At 62.3% G+C, this 16,911-nt stretch carries 12 protein-coding genes and 2 tRNA genes; 9 read left to right on the top strand and 5 right to left on the bottom strand.

All coding sequences use genetic code 11. From position 1 onward, the window contains the following. Positions 1 to 16 precede the first annotated feature (16 nt). The 7 genes from nirD (at position 17) to JOD78_RS05900 (ending at position 6,978) form a co-directional block, all read left to right on the top strand. Entirely contained in the window at positions 17 to 379 is a 363-nt protein-coding gene (gene nirD, locus JOD78_RS05870; protein WP_034337836.1) for a nitrite reductase small subunit NirD, read from the top strand. 1 nt (position 380) lies between these two features. Beyond that, positions 381 to 1,604 carry an FAD-dependent oxidoreductase gene (locus JOD78_RS05875; protein WP_051156323.1) on the top strand — a complete coding sequence of 408 codons (1,224 nt, stop codon included), beginning with the start codon at positions 381 to 383 and terminating at the stop codon, positions 1,602 to 1,604. Positions 1,605 to 1,644: 40 nt separating this feature from the next. Then, complete coding sequence (locus tag JOD78_RS05880; protein ID WP_209566858.1) at positions 1,645 to 4,413, top strand: nitrate reductase; 2,769 nt, start codon at positions 1,645 to 1,647, stop codon at positions 4,411 to 4,413. A 68-nt stretch (positions 4,414 to 4,481) separates the two neighbouring features. After that, positions 4,482 to 4,558: transfer RNA gene (locus tag JOD78_RS05885), tRNA-Pro, on the top strand. A gap of 94 nt (positions 4,559 to 4,652) precedes the next feature. Then, positions 4,653 to 4,729, top strand: a tRNA-Arg gene (locus JOD78_RS05890). Positions 4,730 to 5,641: 912 nt separating this feature from the next. Continuing rightward, positions 5,642 to 6,283 (top strand): MCP four helix bundle domain-containing protein, encoded by a 642-nt coding sequence (locus JOD78_RS05895; RefSeq protein WP_134135948.1) that lies wholly within the window; start codon positions 5,642 to 5,644, stop codon positions 6,281 to 6,283. Between the two features lie 197 nt (positions 6,284 to 6,480). Then, positions 6,481 to 6,978 carry an SgcJ/EcaC family oxidoreductase gene (locus JOD78_RS05900; RefSeq protein ID WP_209566860.1) on the top strand — a complete coding sequence of 166 codons (498 nt, stop codon included), beginning with the start codon at positions 6,481 to 6,483 and terminating at the stop codon, positions 6,976 to 6,978. A 113-nt stretch (positions 6,979 to 7,091) separates the two neighbouring features. Here JOD78_RS05900 and JOD78_RS05905 read toward each other — a convergent pair whose 3' ends face one another. Together JOD78_RS05905 and JOD78_RS05910 are read right to left on the bottom strand one after the other, a co-directional pair. After that, positions 7,092 to 8,717, bottom strand: coding sequence for a methyl-accepting chemotaxis protein (locus JOD78_RS05905; RefSeq protein ID WP_209566861.1), 1,626 nt, complete (start codon positions 8,715 to 8,717; stop codon positions 7,092 to 7,094). 417 nt (positions 8,718 to 9,134) lie between these two features. Further along, a complete protein-coding gene (locus tag JOD78_RS05910) occupies positions 9,135 to 9,593 on the bottom strand; it encodes a GNAT family N-acetyltransferase (RefSeq protein WP_034333342.1) in 459 nt (152 codons plus the stop codon). A 433-nt stretch (positions 9,594 to 10,026) separates the two neighbouring features. On the opposite strand from JOD78_RS05910, the gene JOD78_RS05915 reads away from it, so the two are divergent. Together JOD78_RS05915 and JOD78_RS05920 are read left to right on the top strand one after the other, a co-directional pair. Next, the gene (locus tag JOD78_RS05915) at positions 10,027 to 11,604 is read left to right on the top strand and encodes a DUF3300 domain-containing protein (RefSeq protein ID WP_204726620.1); all 1,578 of its coding nucleotides are present in this window, start codon (positions 10,027 to 10,029) and stop codon (positions 11,602 to 11,604) included. Between the two features lie 248 nt (positions 11,605 to 11,852). After that, a complete protein-coding gene (locus tag JOD78_RS05920) occupies positions 11,853 to 13,553 on the top strand; it encodes a peptide chain release factor 3 (protein WP_209566863.1) in 1,701 nt (566 codons plus the stop codon). Positions 13,554 to 13,656: 103 nt separating this feature from the next. Here the strand turns inward: JOD78_RS05920 and ppa are convergent, their stop codons facing one another. The 3 genes from ppa to JOD78_RS05935 all read right to left on the bottom strand — a co-directional run bounded on the left by ppa (position 13,657) and on the right by JOD78_RS05935 (position 16,896). Beyond that, complete coding sequence (ppa, locus tag JOD78_RS05925) at positions 13,657 to 14,190, bottom strand: inorganic diphosphatase (protein WP_006463345.1); 534 nt, start codon at positions 14,188 to 14,190, stop codon at positions 13,657 to 13,659. Positions 14,191 to 14,467: 277 nt separating this feature from the next. Beyond that, positions 14,468 to 15,667, bottom strand: a complete 1,200-nt coding sequence (locus JOD78_RS05930) for a heme biosynthesis protein HemY (RefSeq protein WP_121041830.1) — start codon at positions 15,665 to 15,667, stop codon at positions 14,468 to 14,470. Between the two features lie 20 nt (positions 15,668 to 15,687). After that, complete coding sequence (locus JOD78_RS05935) at positions 15,688 to 16,896, bottom strand: uroporphyrinogen-III C-methyltransferase (RefSeq protein ID WP_034333323.1); 1,209 nt, start codon at positions 16,894 to 16,896, stop codon at positions 15,688 to 15,690. Positions 16,897 to 16,911 lie beyond the last annotated feature (15 nt).

Here is a 16,911-nt window from a genome sequence, read left to right on the forward strand (position 1 = left end):
AAATCAGGAGCCCGGCATGCACAGCGACCAACAAATCAAGCACTGGACCCCCGTCTGCGAACTGGCCGAGATCGTCCCCAACACGGGCGTGGCCGCGCTGATCGGCGACCAGCAGGTAGCCATCTTCCACGTGATCGACCGCAGCCAGGGCGAGCCGCAGCCGCGCGTCTTCGCCATCGGCAATTACGATCCCAACGCCCAGGCCGCCGTGCTCTCGCGCGGCCTGGTAGGCAACCTGGGCGAACGCATCGTGGTGGCCTCGCCGATCTACAAGCATCACTTTGATCTCACCACCGGGCAATGCCTGGAAGAACCTGCCAATTCGGTCCCCGCCTGGCCGGCGCGCATCGATGAAGGCAAAGTCTGGATCGGTGGCTGAGATGACGACCGCCAAGCCCTCGCTGGTGGTGGTCGGCAATGGCATGGCCGGCATGCGCACGGTGGAGGAGTTGTTGAAGCTCGCACCGGATCTCTACGACATCACCGTCTTCGGTGCCGAGCCGCATGGCAACTACAACCGCATCATGCTCTCGCCGGTACTGGCCGGTGACAAGAGCATCGATGACATCATGCTCAACCCGCGCGCATGGTATGACGAACACGGCATCACCCTGCATGCGGGCGACCCGGTGGTGCAGATCGACCGCCGCCAGCGTACCGTCCACGCGCAATCCGGCCTCGCGGTGAAATATGACCGCCTGCTGCTGGCCACCGGCTCCACGCCTTTCATCATCCCGGTGCCGGGCCATCAACTGCCGGGCGTGATCGCCTTCCGCGACATCCAGGACGTGGACACCATGCTGCAAGCCGCACGCACGCATCGCCATGCGGTAGTGATCGGCGGCGGCCTGCTCGGACTGGAAGCGGCCAATGGATTGATGCGCCAGGGCATGGACGTGACGGTGGTGCATGTGACGGATGCGCTGATGAACCAGCAGCTCGACAAGCCCGCCGCCGCCCTGCTCAAGAAAGCGCTGGAAGACAAGGGCCTGCGCTTCCTCCTCAACGCCCATACGGACGAGATCGTCGGCCCGGATCGCGTGACCGCCGTGCGCTTCAAGGATGGCAGCAGCATTCCGGCCGACCTGGTGGTGATGACGGCGGGCGTGCGCCCCAACATTGCGCTGGCCAAGTCGGCAGGCCTGCACTGCGAGCGCGCCATCATCGTCGACGACACCCTGCAGACCTACGACCCGCGCATCTATGCGGTGGGCGAATGCGTGCAGCACCGCAAGGCCACCTTCGGACTGGTGGCCCCGATCTGGGATCAGGCGCGCGTGTGCGGTGCGCACCTGGCCGGTGCCGGCCATCGCCGCTATGTGCAGCAGGCCACGGCCACCAAGCTCAAGGTCACCGGTGTGGATCTATATTCGGCCGGCGATTTCATCGGCGGTGAAGATACCGAAGATCTCGTGGTACGCGACCCGCGACGCGGCATCTACAAGCGCCTGGTATTGCGCGGCTCGCGCCTCATCGGTGCGGTGCTGTATGGTGATGTCAAAGATGGACCGTGGTACTTCGACCTGATCCAGAGCGGACGTGACATCAGCGCCTTCCGGCGCGAACTGCCGTTTGGACAGGCCATGTGCCAGCATGCTGCCTAGCCATTGCGGCGAGAACGGCAATTAGTAACAGAGGATACCAATGAATCTTGCACAGACCCCGCTGGCCCTGGCCGTGGCCACCACCTCGACCACCTGCCCCTACTGCGGCGTGGGCTGCGGCGTGACGGCTTCGCTCAAGGACGATGGCCGCATCGGCGTGCAGGGCGACGTGCAGCATCCCGCCAACTTCGGCCGCCTGTGCGTGAAAGGCTCGGCCCTCGCCGAAACGGTGGATCTGGATGGCCGTCTGCTGCATCCGCAAGTGCGCGATGCGCAGGGCGCATTGCAACAGGTATCGTGGGATCAGGCGCTGGACCAGGTGGCGAGCAAGTTCTCTGCCGTCATCGCCGAACATGGTCCGGATGCCGTGGCCCTGTATGTCTCGGGACAATTGCTGACCGAGGACTACTACATCGCCAACAAGCTCATGAAGGGCTACATCGGCAGCGCCAACATCGATACCAATTCGCGGCTGTGCATGTCCTCGGCGGTGGCCGGCCACAAACGCGCCTTCGGTGAAGACCTGGTGCCGGTCTGCTATGAAGACCTGGAGCTGGCCGACCTGATCGTGCTGGTCGGATCCAATGCCGCGTGGTGCCATCCCATCCTCTTCCAGCGCATCGCCAAACTGAAGGAGACCCGCCCTGCCCTGCGCCTGATCGTGATCGATCCGCGCCGCACCGCGACCTGTGAACTGGCGGACTTGCACCTGCCCGTCAAGGCGGGCACGGATGTGTGGCTCTTCAACGGCTTGATGAGTTACCTCGCCCATCGCGGCCTGCGCGACAACGCCTTCATCGCCGCGCACACCAATGGCTTCGACGAGGCATTGGCAGTGGCCGATGCCGAGTGCGCCGATCCTGCCACGGTAGCGCGCATCTGCAAGGTGGATCTGCAGGACTTGCTGGACTTTTACGAAGCCTTTGCCGAGACGGAGAAAGTCGTCACCGGTTTTTCCATGGGCGTGAACCAATCCTCGGCCGGCACCGACAAGGTCAACAGCATCATCAACTGCCACCTGGCCACCGGCCGCATCGGCAAGCCCGGCATGGGCCCCTTCTCCATCACCGGCCAGCCCAATGCCATGGGCGGACGCGAGGTCGGCGGACTGGCCAACATGCTGGCCGCGCACATGGACCTGGACCAGCCATTGCATCGCGAGATCGTGCAGGAGTTCTGGCAATCCCCGCGTATCGCGGACAAGCCGGGCCTCAAGGCGGTGGACATGTTCCGCGCCATCGAGGAAGGCCGCATCAAGGCGGTGTGGATCATGGCCACCAATCCGCTGGTGAGCCTGCCTGATGCCGACCTGGTGCAGCGGGCGCTGCAGAAGTGCGAGCTGGTGGTGTCTTCCGACGTCATCACGCAAACCGATACCAATGCACTGGCCCATGTGCTGCTGCCGGCGCTGGCCTGGGGCGAGAAGGATGGGACGGTTACCAATTCCGAACGCCGCATTTCGCGGCAACGGGCTTTCCTCACGGCACCGGGCGAGGCACGCGGTGACTGGCAGATCATCTGCGAGGTCGCGCAGCGCATGGGCTTTGCGGGATTTGATTTCGACGGCCCGCATGCGATCTTTGACGAACACGCGCGCCTCTCCACGCATCGCAATGGCGAGGCCGATGCAGGGTGCGCACGCCGCGTTTTCAATCTGTCAGGCCTGACCGGGATGGACAAGGACGCCTATGACGCGCTGGCACCGATCCAGTGGCCGGTGCAGCGCTTGTCTGATGGCAGCATCAGCGGCACGGCACGCGTCCTGGAAGATCATCGTTTCACCCACACCGATGGACGCGCGCGTTTTGTGCCGACCGCCCCCCGCACGCCGGGCCACGCGGTTTGCGAGGATTACCCGCTGATCCTCAACACCGGCCGCGTGCGCGATCACTGGCACACCATGACGCGCACCGGCAAGTCGGCCACGCTGGCCAGCCATATTCCGGAATCCTTCATCGACCTGCACCCACAGGATGCGCTGCTGTATGGCGTGCGCGAAGGCGGTCTGGCGCGCATCAGCAGCCGCTGGGGCGCGATGGTGACGCGCGTGCAGCATGGTGGCGGCATCCCGCGCGGCAATGTGTTCGTGCCGATTCACTGGAACGGGCAGTCGGCCTCCGATGCGCGTGTGGGTGCAGTGGTCAATCCGGTGGTCGATCCGGTCTCGGGCGAGCCGGAGTTCAAGCACACGCCGGTGGCGATCGAAGAATTCCGCGTGGGCTGGCATGGCTTCATCCTCACGCGCCATGCGCTGGATCTGGATGACATCACTCACTGGACACGCGTGCAGGGCCGGGATTTTGTGCGATATGAACTGGCCGGCCGCAATCACATCAGCGACCACACCGCGTGGGCAAGGGCGCTCTTGGGCGTGCAGGCCGATGATGCGGACTGGCTTGAATATGAAGACCTGAGCGATGGCAGCTATCGCGCGGTGCATGTGGTGGATGATCGCATCGACATGTGCCTGTTCATGTCGGCGCGCCCTGACCTGCCCTCGCGCTCGTGGCTGGCGGGACTGTTTGCCAAGGAGACGCTGGAAGAAGCCGACCGCGTCGGCCTGCTCGTGGGCCAGCCGATTGAGAAAGGTGCTGACGCCGGGCCGACGGTGTGTTCGTGTTTTGGTGTGGGGCGCAACACCATCTGCAATGCGATCCGTGCGCAGGGATTGACGGAGGTCAGCCAGGTGACGGCGTGTGTGAAAGCGGGCGGCAATTGCGGCTCGTGCGTGCCGGAGATCAAGAAGCTGATGGTGGAGATCAGGGTGCAGGGCGAGGCCGAAGCACGGGAGCGGGAGACGGCGGCTTAGGATCTTCTTTGAAGAATTTGCATTCTTTGTTGACCATTTGAAAGAGATGCTGCTATTATCTCGCTTCTCGGAGTGTAGCGCAGCCCGGTAGCGCACCTGGTTTGGGACCAGGGGGTCCAAGGTTCGAATCCTTGTACTCCGACCACTCATCAAAAACGGGCTGTCTGTGACAGCCCGTTTTCTTTTCTGGATCGTTGGCGGTAGCGCATCGGCGCAGCATCACCGCCAGCCACGCCGAACTGCCCTTAGCTCAACTGGATAGAGCAATGGCCTTCTAAGCCATAGGTCGGGGGTTCGAGTCCCTCAGGGCAGGCCAGTTTCAGTTCTCAGCTATCCCCTTTGCGATCAGTTGCTACGTTCAGGAACGCCGCGCGGATTCTTGCTCTGCTTGCGCATGACGCAATTGGCAAAGTAATGGAGTTCGGCTTGGAAATCGACAAAGCAACAGGGAGTAGTCAGTGAACAAGATGAACTGGTTAGGAACCCTTCGCCGCCACGTCTCAGTTGTCGCTTCGGCTATAGTTCTAGGCATCGCCTGGGGTATGTTGGCCGCAGCTGGTGGACGTTTCTTGTTCGGACTCCAAGAGGCGCAGTCGCTGTTATTTGTTGGATTGCCTTTCGGCTTGCTTGTTGTTGTTCTGATGTGGAAGCGCCTACCTCGGATCCTTGGCTTTGACGAGTAGTACGCAGCCTCAGTGTCATCGGGGGAAGGTCTTCATTTTTACGACCTTCCCGGTGACCACGCCCATGACCACCCCGGCCGCATAAAATTCTCCTGCAACGCTGTACCTGCTCGACTAGGCCCAGGCGTGACGTTTTCGTTACCCGACCTGTTGCTTCCCTAATAAACTCATCAGAGATCAATCATCAGGAACTGGCTCCGCTCGGTTGGTCGACGACTGCCGTATTGATGGGCAGCCAAGCTTTGGCGCTATGCGCACACGAGGCAACACCAAATTTTCTGCGTGCGCGGGTAACGGGGTGAGTCGGTGATCATTCAGCCGATTTATGCCGTCAATGAAACCCGTTTTTGGCACCAGCTACAGAGCCAAAATCGTTAGAAGAAATTCATCGCGTGTCTCATCCAATCAGATGACAGCGCGAGTAAACATGTGATTCTCAACCGATGGCCACTGGAAACGCCCGCTTTGATGGGCCTATTTCGGTAATTGGCGGTGGGCGCGATCGCGTACCATCTCACGCAATTCGATCTTGAGGATACGCGCTCATGACAGTTGCCAAGAAACTCTACGCGCTGGCCGCCATCGCCATTTTTGGAACGCTGCTGATCGTCGGCGTCGAAACCTACCATCTGCACCGAGTGGATTCTGCGGCCAGCTACGCCAGCGCCAATACTGTCCCGAGCATCCTGGAACTCGACAGCGTCATCGACGGAGCGTACGCCATGCGCATCTCGGTATGGAAATACCTCGCCAATCCCACCCCTGAGCAACGCCAGGAAACCGAAAAAGTCATCAACGCGTCTTCCAGCCAGATTGCAAGAGCACTGGACACGTACGAGAAAGAGGACATCTCCGACGCCACCGATGCGCAAATGCTCAAGGACGTTCGGCAGCACATCGCGACCTATGACGTATCGCTGGCCAAGGTCATGATCCTGGCGCAGAAGGATGCGGTCGCGGCCCGCAATGCCATGGCGGCCGATCAGGCGATCGTCGATACCATGATGTCCGCCCTGGACAAACAGAAAAAGTACAACCAAAAGCTGGGCAAGGCAGCCGCACAGACCGCCACCGCAACCAAGAATCAGGCGATGGTCACCGCCCTTGCAATTTCCGCGCTGATCGCTGCGCTGGTCGGCATGATTCTGTATTTCCTGCTCGCAAGATCCGCCCATCCCTCCCGATAGCGGCTAATGGAGCGAAAAAGCCCAAGCACTCCCAGTCCTTCGTCGGCGTCTTCGCACAGATAAGCACTGCATCGAGGCACTGACGATTTCTCGGCAAAAACCAATCCCGCCGCTTAAAATAGCCAGCGCTGAAGACGCCAACTCCGGTCAGCGATCTTCAGCGGAACACCTGAACATAAAAATTAACAGGGGGAAAAATGAAAACAGTCCTTTCCGCATCAGCCTTGGCACTCATCCTCACCGGCTGCGCCTCGACCCCGTCGAGCAAACCCGCTCCCGATCTGCCCTTCGCCGGCCCCGGCACCGGCGTGGTCTGCAAATCAACCACAGGCAAAGAAATCGCCGCCCTCTTCGAGCGCTGGAATGCGTCATTGCAAACCCTCGATCCCGAAGCCGTCGCCGAAAACTACGCCCCGCGCGCCCTGCTCTTGCCCACCGTGTCCAACAAGCCCCGGTTCACCAACGAAGAGCGCATCGATTATTTCGAACACTTCCTCCACAACAAGCCGGTAGGCAAGATCGACCAGCGCTGGCTCTGGATAGGCTGCAACACCGCCATCGATGCCGGCCTCTACAGCTTCACCTTCGGCACTACCGGCCAGGTCGTGCATGCCCGTTACAGCTTTACCTATGAATGGAATGGCAGGGAGTGGCTGATCACCAGCCATCATTCTTCAGGCATGCCGGAGAAGTAAGAACGCTTCGATTCGGTACGACATTGCCGTCGCCCTGAAGAAAAGAAAGAAGAGAAAGAGAAGAAACAAAAGAGGGACGCAGCAATGCGTCCCTCAATGCGTACCGATCTTCCTCAAGCCTGCACGCGCCCACCCACCAGCAGCAGATCGGCAGCCCGCTCCGGGATAGTCTCCCCGGACACCAGGTCAATGGTCAGCTCCCGTTCACGATCCAGCTTGAAGACCTGCACCGCGCCCGCCAGCTGCACCGCCTGCTCCTGCAGCGATTGCGAGGCCGCAGCCGCCTGCTCCACCAGCGCCGCATTCTGTTGTGTCGCCTGATCCATCAAACCGATGGCCTGATTGACCTGCACGATGCCATCGCTCTGCTCGGCGCTGGCGGCCGTGATGTCGGCAACGATGTCAGTCACGCGGCGCACGCTGTCGACCACGTGCTGCATCGTCTCGCCTGCCTGTGCGACCAGCCGGCTGCCGCTCTCCACCTTGCCGACCGAATCATCGATCAGTTCCTTGATCTCGTGCGCAGCCGCAGCCGAACGCTGGGCCAGTGAACGCACTTCGGCCGCCACTACCGCAAACCCGCGTCCCTGCTCGCCAGCACGCGCTGCTTCCACGGCGGCATTGAGCGCGAGGATATTGGTCTGGAACGCGATGCCGTCGATCACGCTGATGATGTCCACGATCCTCAGCGAGGAGGCATTGATCTCGTCCATCGTCTGCACCACCTGCTGCACCGCCTGGCCACCCTCGGTAGCGACGCTGGAGGCGGATGTCGCCAGCACATTGGCTTGCTGGGCGTTGTCCGCATTCTGGCGCACGGTGGCGGTCAGTTGCTCCATGGCCGACGCGGTCTCTTCGATGGAACCGGCCTGGGCTTCCGTACGCGCCGACAGGTCAAGATTGCCGGCGGCGATTTCCGCCGTGGCGGTGGCGATGGTGTTGGCACTGTTGCGCACGTTGCTGACGATGCGCACCAGGCTGTCGCTCATCTGCTGGATGGCCTGCATCAACTGGCCGACTTCATCATTGGCGCGGCGGCGGATGCGGGTGCTGAGGTCACCCGTGGCAATGGCGCGGGCCGTCATGATGGCCTCCCCCAGTGCCGTGGAAATGGTGCGCGAAATCAGCAGGCTCACCACCGCTACCACTGCACACACGGCCAGGCTCATCAGCACCGCCTGAACCACCGCCGAACGCAGGCTGGACTGCGCCGCCTGCACGCCTTGCTGGCCGAGCTGCTCGTTGTAGCGGCGATGGGCCGCTAGGGCGTTGATGAGTTTGTCACCGGGCGGGACCACCTGGTGCTCGACCGCATGCAAGGCTTCCTCGGTCTTGCCTTCAGCGCCCAGGGCGATGACGGCCTGGCGGCTCTTCTCGTAATCGGCGAAGGCATCACGGTCCGCCTGCAGCAGCTGGCGGTCGGTGGCGTCGGAGATATCTTCCTTCTCGTAGCGGTCGAAGGCGGCGATGACCTTGTCGCGGTTCGTGTTCATGGACTTCTCCAGCTTGGCGCGCGTGGCGGCATCCGTGGCAGCGGCATAGCGCCAGATGCCAACCCGGATGCGGAAGACCGCTTCACCCGCCTCCCCCAACACCAGCAGGCTGGGGACCGTGTTGAACGACGAATAGCTGGCAGCATCGGCAATGCGGTTGCTGTGATAGATGCTCAAGCCGGTGAGGCTGGCCAGGCCGAGGACGACGGCGAGCAGAAGCAGACGGAGTTTGTTGGCAATGGTCATGGTCAGGATTCGTGGGTGCGCAGCATGGCGCAGCGGGTCGATGAGCTGAAATGAATGAGTGCCAAAATTATAAGTCTGCAAAAATGATGAAAATTCGCATCTGGCCGCTTCTTGATGCGGATCATCTTTGGGTCATTGCGACCGGAACTGGATCAAGTGTTCATCAAAACTAAGTTGCATGCTCCGTACACGCTGGTTTGACGCGGCGAATGGAATAAAAATACTTAGGAAGGGAAACGGAAGGAGGAGACCGGCGAAGCCATCGCATCGCACGCCGCAGGAATCGTCAGGCGCGAAGCGAGAGAGGAACAAGGAAGGGAAATCGCTGAAAAACTAAGTTTACTGGCAAAGCCAGCGAAGACCGGCAAGGTAAATCAGCGGAGCCACCCTGCGCTCCGCTGGACCGGGAATGCCGGTTTACTGCTGCACGCCCTGCTTGTAGATATCCGGACGCGAGATATGCCACACGAAGTCACCGCGATTGATGGCCTCGAAGCCACAGCTGGCATACAGCCACGGTGCGGTAGATGTGGTCAGCATGACGCGCCGCAGTTTCTGCAGCGTGGGATGCTGGTTGACTGATTCGATCATCCAGCGGCCCAAGCCCTGGCCGCGCAGGTCGCCGACGACGAAGACGTCGCACAGGTAGCCGAAGGTGGCGTGATCGGTCACCACGCGGGCAAAGCCGATCTGCTGCTTGCCGCGATAGAGGCCGAAGCACAGGCTGTTGGCCAGCGCCGTGCGCACGGTGTTGAGGTCGATGCCGGGAGACCAGCTCGAATGGGTCAGTACGTCGTGGATGAGGGGGATGTCCAGCCGGTCGGGATCGGTGTCGATGAGGAAATCATCGCGCCGCCAGATCAGGTGATGGCTCATGGTCGTTCCTTGCTTGATGGCTTGTTGTCGTAAAAAATTTGCCTTGGTACGTACTGCGGGTACTGCGAAAACTGTTTAGAACGTTTCTCTTCAACAAGAAAAGGCACGCCGGCCCTGGTTGTCCGGCCGCTGCAGCGCGTGCAAGGAAGCGTGGCGATTGATCTGCGCGAAGCATGAAAACCGCTCGATTGATCGATTCCGTTGATGAGATTTGTTCCGTGGCCATTCATGATGCCACAGGCTCCCCTGCCTTGCGCAAGGCTTTCCCATCGGCAACCCGCGAGGCTCAGCCGACCCGGCGCTGAAACATCGCTTGCAATTCCGTTACACCTCGCCTGTCCGAGCTGGCAGACCATAGGCTCACCTCAGTGCGCCGGACCTGGCAATTTGTTTTTCCTCTTCCTGGTGCACGCCATCGCGCAAGGAGAACAACGTGAACAAGACATCCCTGGCCTGGGCCACCTGCCTGGTCTTCTCTCTGGTCTCAGGCCTGCCCGTGCAGGCGCAGACCGCTTATGCACCGCCGCCCGCGCCCGTCTATACCCAGCAACAGCTGGACCAGATGCTGGCCCCGGTGGCACTCTATCCCGATTCGCTGCTGGCCCAGGTGCTGATGGCCTCGACCTATCCTCTGGAAGTGGTGCAGGCCCAGCGCTTCGTCGAAGCGCGGCCCGGTCTGCAGGGCGATGGCCTGGCGCGCGCCGTGGCCCCCATGCCGTGGGATCCCAGCGTGAAGGCGCTGGTGCAGTTCCCCTCGGTGCTGGCCATGCTCAATGATCGCCTCGACTGGACCCAGCAGCTGGGACAGGCCTTCCTCGCCCAGCAGCCCTCGGTGATGGATACGGTACAGAACCTGCGCGAACGCGCCCGCATCGCTGGCACGCTGGAATCCAGCCCGCAGCAGCGCGTGGTGGTGCAGGATGAAGTGATCGAGATCGTGCCGGTCAATCCACAGGTGGTCTACGTGCCGTATTACAACCCGACCGTGGTGTATGGCAGCTGGTGGTGGCCGTCGGCTCCGCCGGTGGTGTGGGCGCCGCCGCCGCGTTATCGTCCGCCCAGCTATGAGCCGGGCTTCTCGGCCAGCATCAGCTTCGGGGTGGGCATTGGTGTCATGAGTGCGGTGTTTGGCGATGCGCGTCCCGACTGGCGCCAGCGCCAGGTGATGGTGACGCAGACACGCATCAACAACGTCACCAATGTGACCAACGTGAACAACGTCAACAACACCAACGTCATTAACAATCGCTACGTCAACAACAACATCAACGTGAACCGCAACGTGAGCATGAACCAGCGGCCGGTGGTGTGGCATCACGACCCGCGTTACGCCGGCGGCCGTTATGCGCAGCAACCGGCCCCTGCGCTGGCCCCGCCGCCGGGACAGCGTCCGCTGGCCGGTCCGCAGGCACAGAACCTGACCCAGGCGCAGCACGTGCCGCAGTGGAATGGACATGGTCCGCAACCGCAAGCGGGCCAGCCCTTCCCGGCCAATACGCCGCGTCCGCTGCCAGTGGCCGACAACGTGCAGCAGCGATTGGCCCAGCAGGATCAGCTCCGCCAGCGCCAGGCCATCGATCAGCAACGCCAGCGTGAACAGCAGGCCAATGACCAGCAGCGCCAGCGTGAGCAGATGATCCGCGACCAGCAACACCAGCGCGATCAGCAAGCGCAGGAGCAGCGCCAACAGCAGCAGGCCCAGGAACGCCAGTGGCAGCAGCGCCAGCAACAGGTGCAACAGCAGCAACAACGCCAGCAGCAGATGCAGCAACAGCAATTGCAGCAGCAACAGCGTGAGCAGCAGATGCGCCAGCATCAACTGCAGGAGCAGCAACGCCAGCAGCAGATGATGAACCAGCAGCGCGAGCAGCAGCATCGCCAGATGGAGCAAGCCCGTCAGCAACAGCAGCAACATCAGGCCGCCCAGCATGAACAGCAGGCGCGCCAGCAGCAGGCCCAGCAGCGCGACGCCCATCAGCGGCGCGAGGACCGTCGCGACGAACGCTCCTGATCCTGCAGCGCCTCTGCCCCGCCAGTGATCGCCTGAGCGGCCCGCCGCGCGCACGTTGCCTCCCGGCAAACATGCGGGCAAGCGGGCCGCTTCAGTTATAATCTCGGGTTTTCCAGAGCTGTCGGAACAGGGCGTGCGCCGCCTCCTTGTCAAAGGAACAGTGCGCGCCGCTCAAGGCCATGCGGGTTGGATCGTCCAGCCGCGCCAGGGGCCGCGTTCCGCCCGGCTCCCACCCCGACCGATCCGCCATGCAAGAACCCAGCAACGAACTCCCCGAAGTCGCCGCCAGCGCCCCTGAGGCCGCTGATGCAGACAACGCCAGCGCGGCCGGCGCCGCCACCAAGGTCTCGTCCGACCTGATCGCGCGCGAAGTCAAGCGCCGCCGCACCTTCGGCATCATCTCCCACCCCGACGCCGGTAAAACCACGCTGACCGAAAAGCTGCTGCTGTTCTCGGGCGCGATCCAGCTGGCCGGTACCGTGAAGGCGCGCAAGAGCGGCCGCCACGCGACCTCGGACTGGATGGAAATCGAAAAGCAACGCGGCATTTCCGTGGCCAGTTCGGTGATGCAGTTCGAGTACCGCGACCACGTGGTCAACCTGCTCGACACGCCGGGCCACCAGGACTTCTCGGAAGATACCTATCGCGTGCTCACCGCCGTGGACTCGGCGCTGATGGTGATCGATGCCGCCAAGGGCGTGGAAGAACAGACCATCAAGCTGTTGAACGTCTGCCGCATGCGCAATACGCCCATCATCACCTTCATGAACAAGCTGGACCGCGAGACCCGCGATTCGCTGGAGCTGCTGGATGAGCTGGAGTCGGTGCTGAAGATTCAGTGCGCACCGGTGACCTGGCCGATCGGCATGGGCAAGAATTTCCGTGGCGTGTATCACCTGCTGCGTGACGAGATCATGCTCTTCAAGGCCGGTGAAGAACGCGCGAACGGCAACGTGGAAATCATCAAGGGCATCGACAACCCCAAGCTGGCCGAGATGTTCCCGCTGGAAATCGAACAGCTCAAAATGGAAGTGGAACTGGTGCATGGCGCCTCCCACCCCTTCAACCTGGAAGACTTCCTGGCCGGTGTGCAGACGCCGGTCTTCTTCGGTTCGGCCATCAACAACTTCGGCGTGCGCGAGATCCTCGATGCGCTGCTGGACTGGGCGCCGGGTCCGGGCGGACGCGACGCCACCGTGCGCGAGGTCAAGCCGACCGAAGAGCCCTTCTCCGGTTTCGTCTTCAAGATCCAGGCCAACATGGACCCGGCGCACCGCGACCGCATCGCCTTCCTGCGCGTGTGCTCGGGCCGCTTCGAACGCGGCATGAAGTTGAAGCACCTGCGCCTGAACCGCGACATCAAGGTGTCCTCGGTGGTGACCTTCATGGCCTCCAGCCGCGAACAGGTGGAAGAAGCCTATGCCGGCGACATCATCGGACTGCCCAACCACGGCAACATGCAGATCGGCGACAGCTTCTCCGAAGGCGAAATGCTGCAGTTCACCGGCATTCCCTACTTCGCCCCTGACTTCTTCCGTGTGGCGCGCATCCGCAATCCGCTCAAGATCAAGCAGTTGCACAAGGGCCTGCAGCAGCTCGGCGAAGAAGGCGCGGTGCAGGTCTTCAAGCCCGTCACCGGCAGCGACCTGATCCTGGGCGCAGTGGGCGTGCTGCAGTTCGAAGTGGTGGCCAGCCGCCTGCTCAACGAATATGGCGTGGATGCGGTCTTTGAAGGCACCAGCATCAGCAGCGCCCGCTGGATCAGCTGCGATGACAAGAAGAAACTGGCCGACTTCGAGAAGTCCTCGGCCGGCGCCAACCTGGCCATCGATGCAGCCGGCAACCTGGCTTACCTGGCCAGCTCGGGCGTGAACCTGCGCCTGACCCAGGAACGCTGGCCGGAGATCACTTTCCACGCTACCCGCGAGCACGCGGCCAAGCTGGATTGACCCGGCGTTGAAGGGATCGACCGGCCACGTGCCGGTCATGAAAAAATATCGCCCGACAGGCGCAAACCTGTCGGGCGATTTTTTATGTCTTGCTGACGGGGAATTACTTGGCGTTCTTGAACGCTTCCACACCGGCCAGGATTTCAGCGCGGGCGGCGTCCGGGCCTTCCCAGCCTTCGACCTTGACCCACTTGCCCTTTTCCAAGTCCTTGTAGTGTTCGAAGAAGTGCTTGATCTGGTTCAGGCGCAGTTCGTTCAGATCTTCCGGCTTTTGCCAGTGGGTGTAGATCGGCAGGATCTTGTCGACCGGCACGGCCAGCAGCTTGGCGTCGATGCCCGATTCATCGGCCATCTTCAGCACGCCGATGGGACGGCAGCGCACCACCACGCCCGGGATCAGCGGGAACGGGGTGATCACCAGCACGTCGACCGGGTCGCCGTCTTGCGACAGGGTCTGGGGGATGTAGCCGTAGTTGCACGGATAGTGCATGGCAGTGCCCATGAAACGGTCGACGAAGATGGCGCCGGTGTCCTTGTCCACTTCGTACTTGATCGGATCGGCGTTCATCGGGATTTCGATGATCACGTTGAAGTCATTGGGCAGGTCGCGGCCAGCGGGGACGTTGTTCAGGCTCATGGGATTCTCACTAGGGAAAGAAACGAAAAGCGGTTTTCGGGCCGGCAGCGCCAAGGGCATCTTGTTTAATGCTCGATGCAATGAGCATTAAACGGGGCTTAATGCTCAGTTCTGGCATGCCAAACACCGGAAAGCGGCAATTATAGCGGCATTCAGGCTCAGACCGGCATCTTGGCCGGTGCAACTTACGCCAACATGACAGTGCCCGGCAGCGCACGTGAAAAAGGCGGAAGGGCTTGCGCCGCTTCCGCCTTGGTCATTCACCAGCGCAACAAGTTCAGCGGATGGCCGTGGCCAGGGCGCATTGCTTGTAGTGGCCGGCGGCCTGGTCCGGCTGGTCCAGCGCCTCGTGCAGCTGGGCCAGGGCCAGGTGCGATTCGCGCACGGTGCGCGGTTCGATGGCGTCCGACAGGGCTTGTTCCAGATGGCGCTGGGCCTTGCCCCACAGCTTCTGGCGCAGGCAGAACATGCCCAGGGTCAGCGCCAGTTCGGCATCGGTCGGATTCTTGGACAACCAGGATTCGCAATGCTCGATCTGCGACAGCAGGGCCGGCGAGCCGGCTTCGGCGGTCGATTCGCGATAGGCACGCAGCAGGCGGATATCCCAGTCGGCGGCCAGCGCGCGTTCCAGCAGGCTGCGCGCTTCGTCATGCAGGCCACGGCTGGAGAAGGCGTGGGCGGCCCGTGCGGCGATGTAGGGCTTGAGCTTGTCCACGCCGGGCACGCCATTCCACAAGAGGCGAATCGATTCGGCATCGTGCGAGCGGTCCGACAGCAAGGCATCGTAAGACAGCTCGCGCAGGCGGTTCGACAAGGCCGGATGCAGGGCATTGCGCTTGTCCAGGGTCTGCACCAGGCGCAGCACTTCGGGCCAGTTCTTGGCTTGCTGGTTGGCCTTCAGCGCCCATTGCAGGGCCTGGATGTGGCGCGTGCCGTTGGCGTTCAACTCTTCCACCGTTTCCAGCGCCTGCTTGAAATGGTGTTCGTCCACTTGCAGTTCCAGCGCCGTCATCAGGCGCGCAGCCTTCAAGGTCGGATCGACTTCGGTGCTGGCCAGCCAGATGTCGCGGCGGTCGCCCTGGCGCATGCGATGCGCGGCGCGGGCCGCGATCAGGGCGGCGATGCCGGCGTTGTCGGGCAGGTCGGCTGCGCGCGTGGCGGACTTCTCGGCCTGGCCGAAGCGGCCTTCGAAGTAAGCCTTCAGGGCATCGCGCAGGGCCTTGTTGCTTTCATTCTCGCGCTTGGCACGGCGATAGGCGATCACGCGGCCGGGCAGCTTCTGCGTCAGGCGAATGGCGCGGATGACCACGTAGATGGTCAGGAACACCGCCAGCACGGCGAAGATGAAGAAGTTCAGCGACAGGTCGATGCGGTACGGCGGATAGAACAGCACCACATTGCCGGGGTTGAAGCGCGCCAGCACGGCCAAGCCGATGGCGGAGGCAAACAGGGTCAGAAGCCAGAGCAGTATTTTCATATCAGGTTCCCGTCAGCGGCTCACGGACGGGCCTTGTAGTTGCGCACCGCATTCAGGCTTTCGGCCAGCGTGGGCAACTGGATGGAGACATTGCTGCCCTGCACCTGCTTCAACAGCGCCTGCGTGGTCTGGACCTGCTTGGCGCGGGTATCGAAATACTTGGCGATGGTGTCCTGGGCCGAGGACAGGTCATTGCGGAAGGCGAACTCGTTGCGCGAGAGCAGCGCCAGGCGTGCATTCAACAAACGCAGCTTGAGGTTCTCGCGCACGAAGTAAGCCTGGCCCGGCGAGAGCAGGATGGCTTCCGGCGTCTGCACTTCGCGGATGCGCACCAGCTGGCGCAGCTCGGACCACATTTCAGTGCTCATGCTTCGCCAGGTTTCGCGGGCACCGGCCAGCCATTGCGACCAGGCGGACGCTTCGGCAGGCGCAGCTTCGGCCTTGGTTTTGGCATGGGCAGCATCGCCCTTGGCGGCAGGCTTCTCGGCGGCAGCGGTTTTCACCGGCTGCGGCTTGGGCTCGCTGGCCGACTCCACCGGACGCTCATCGACCAGCAGCGGCAGGTTGTCGACCTGGCCGATGGCACTGTCCAGACGCACGGCGATGCCGGCGATGTCCACTGTCGGCAGGGCCTTCAGGCGTTCGATGTCGCGCGCGATGGCGCGGCGGATGGCGATGAACTGCGCCTTGTCCGAACGCGACAGGCTCTTGTCGGCATTCTGCAGGGCGATCAGCGCGCCTTGCACGTTGCCGGCCAGCTCCAGCTGCTGGTCAGCGGTGGAGAGGACTTCCTCGATTTCGGAGAGGGCCCAGTCGTCGCGGTTCTTGTTGAGGTCCTGGTACATCTGTTCCAGCGCCAGTTGCTGGCTCTGGGACTCGGCCTGCTTGCTGTCGAGCACGCTGACCTTGGACTGCAGTTCCTTGGTGCTCTCCTGCACGGCCTTGAGCACGCCCTTCAGTTCATTGCTGCTGTTGTCGCCATTCTGCAGGCGCTGCGCCACTTCGCTGCGCAGGTCGCGCAGTTCGGCATGCGAGACCCACCACTGTGCGCCCAGGCCGGCGATGACCAGCAGCAGCACGATGGTCTGCGCACGCTGGCGGCGGCGCAGCACGGCCGTGCCATCCGGGGGAGTGAAGGTATAGGACGCCTGCGGGGCCGCAGCACCAGCGCTGTGGCTGGCTTGCGGTTGAGGCTCCGGCAATTGGGGAGTGGGTTGCTGTTCGTTCATGGGCTGGATTGTAAC

It is taken from the genome of Herbaspirillum sp. 1130 (assembly GCF_017833835.1).
Classification (GTDB): Bacteria; Pseudomonadota; Gammaproteobacteria; order Burkholderiales; family Burkholderiaceae_D; genus Herbaspirillum; species Herbaspirillum huttiense.